Annotated in this window: 4 protein-coding genes; all 4 read right to left on the reverse strand. The window is 70.1% G+C overall.

The window, feature by feature from the left end:
* The coding region (locus AC1D15_RS28375; RefSeq protein WP_477828643.1) for a hypothetical protein at positions 1–493 on the reverse strand (493 nt) is incomplete at its 3' end.
* A gap of 88 nt (positions 494–581) precedes the next feature.
* Positions 582–1,286, reverse strand: a complete 705-nt coding sequence (aqpZ, locus tag AC1D15_RS28380; RefSeq protein WP_047511786.1) for an aquaporin Z — start codon at positions 1,284–1,286, stop codon at positions 582–584.
* Positions 1,287–1,342: 56 nt separating this feature from the next.
* Positions 1,343–1,819, reverse strand: coding sequence for an acyl-CoA thioesterase (locus tag AC1D15_RS28385; protein ID WP_047511783.1), 477 nt, complete (start codon positions 1,817–1,819; stop codon positions 1,343–1,345).
* Positions 1,819–2,171 (reverse strand): class I SAM-dependent methyltransferase (locus AC1D15_RS28390; RefSeq protein ID WP_477828644.1); only part of this gene is annotated, 353 nt, incomplete at its 5' end. The genes AC1D15_RS28390 and AC1D15_RS28385, both read right to left, overlap by 1 nt.

Below are 2,171 nucleotides of genomic sequence, written 5' to 3' on the forward strand. Positions count from 1 at the left end.
GGCCTTCGACGCGCACCGCGTCGCCCACGCGCAGGCCGTTCGGCTGCGTGACGACGAACTGCCGCCACACGCCGCTGTCCAGCCGCACCGTGATGCGGAACGTGTCGTAGGCCGGCGTCTGGTTGCGCTCGATCTCGTTGCCGACGATCGCCCCGCCCACCGCCCCGGCGACGACGCCCGCGCCGCGCCCGCCCATCACCGCGCCGATCACCGCGGCACCGACGATGCCGCCCAGCACGGCACCGCCGCCGGTCGGGCGTTCGTACTGGCGCAGCACCTCGATGTTGGTGACCTGGCCGCGGCCATTGTCGTAGTACGAGTAGCGCGGCGCCGGTGGTGCCTGCGGCACGACGACGACCGCACCCGGCGGAGGCCCCGGCGGCGGGCCATAGGGCCGCTCGTGGTACGGCCGGGGGTAGACGATGCAGCCGGACAAGGTGCTGCCCACCAGGGCCAGCAGCGCGAGCCGCGTCAGCGCAAGCTTCGGGTTCATCGACATCTCCGGGCGCCGGATGCGGCGCCGCCCCGGAGCAACGCCGCAGCCCGGCGGCGGGTTGGCCGCCCGCGTGTAAAGAACGATGTCAGGCCTTGTCGTCCGGCCCCGCCAGCCAGCGGTACAGCACGCCGCCGATCACCGCGCCGCCGATCGGGGCGACCCAGAACAGCCACAGCTGCGCCAGCGCCCAGTCGCCGACGAGCAGCGCCGGCCCGGTGCTGCGCGCCGGGTTCACCGAGGTGTTGGTCACCGGAATGCTGATCAGGTGGATCAGCGTGAGCGCCAGCCCGATCGCGATCGGCGCGAAGCCGGCCGGCGCGCGCTTGTCGGTCGCGCCCATGATGATCACGAGGAACATGCCGGTCATCACGACCTCGCAGACGAACGCTGCCATCACCGAATAGCCGCCCGGCGAATGCTCGCCGAAGCCGTTCGAGGCCAGCCCGCCGGCCAGGCTGAAGCCCGCCTTGCCGCTCGCGATCAGGTACAGCACGGCTGCGCCCAGCAGGCCGCCGATCACCTGCGCCGCGATGTAGGCCGGCAGCTCCGACGCCTTGAAGCGCCCGCCGGCCACCAGGCCGATCGACACCGCCGGGTTCAGGTGGCAGCCGGAGATGTGGCCGATCGTGAAGGCCATCGTCAGCACCGTCAGCCCGAACGCGAGCGAGACCCCCAGCAGGCCGATGCCGACGTTCGGGAAGGCGGCGGCCAGCACCGCGCTTCCGCAGCCGCCGAGCACCAGCCAGAAGGTTCCGATCAATTCGGCCGCAGCCCGCTTCGTCAGGTTCATCGCCCCTCTCCTGTCAGTTCATGAGGAGCGCATTTGCGCATTCCCATCCGGCAGCGTCAAGACGTCATCGCGGTCGCGCGTTTCTCGAACTCCTGGCGCAGCTGGCGCCGCACCTGGGCCGCCTTGCTGCGGCGGATCTCGTCCGGCGACACCGGCACCAGCGGCGGCACCGTGGCCGGCCGGCGTTCGTCGTCCATCGCGACCATCGTGAAGAAGCAGCTGTTGGCGTGCCGCACCAGCTGCGTCTGGATGTTCTCGGTGATGACCTTGATGCCGATCTCCATCGAGGTGTTGCCGGTGTGGTTGACCGACGCAAGGAAGGTCACCAGCTCGCCGACGTGGATCGGCTGGCGGAAGGTCACCTGGTCGACCGACAGCGTCACCACGTAGCGCCCCGCATAGCGGCTCGCGCAGGCGTAGGCCACCTGGTCGAGCAGCTTCAGGATGCTGCCGCCGTGCACGTTGCCGGTGAAATTGGCCATGTCGGGCGTCATCAGCACGGTCATGGTCAGTTGATGGGAAGGCAGGTTCATCAGCCGCGAGCTCCRTATTCCGAAAAGATGCCGAGTTCCACATGGCGGCCCGCCTCGTGCAGGCCGGCCGCGCGCAAGGTGGCCACCACCTCGGCCGGCGCCACGCAGGCGGCGATGGTGTCCCAGTAGTAGCGCCACAGTCGGGGCGTGCCCTCGGCCTTCGAGACGACGCGCGCCAGCAGCGGCAGCGCGCCGCGCATGTAGAGCTTGAGCAGTGCGGTGGTGAAGCGCCCGGCCGGTTTCGTGATCTCGAGGATCAGCAGCCGCCCGCCCGGCTTCAGCACGCGGCGGAATTCGGCGCAGGCGAGCGAGAAATCCTCGATGTGGCGCAGCGCATAGCCCATCACCAGGA

The organism is Rhizobacter sp. P2_H2 (assembly GCF_056403375.1).

What these genes read in the sequence shown, in the direction of transcription:
- aqpZ (WP_047511786.1), bottom strand. Translation starts at nt 1,286, where the DNA reads ATGAACCTGACGAAGCGGGCTGCGGCCGAATTGATCGGAACCTTCTGG.
- AC1D15_RS28385 (WP_047511783.1), bottom strand. Translation starts at nt 1,819, where the DNA reads ATGAACCTGCCTTCCCATCAACTGACCATGACCGTGCTGATGACGCCC.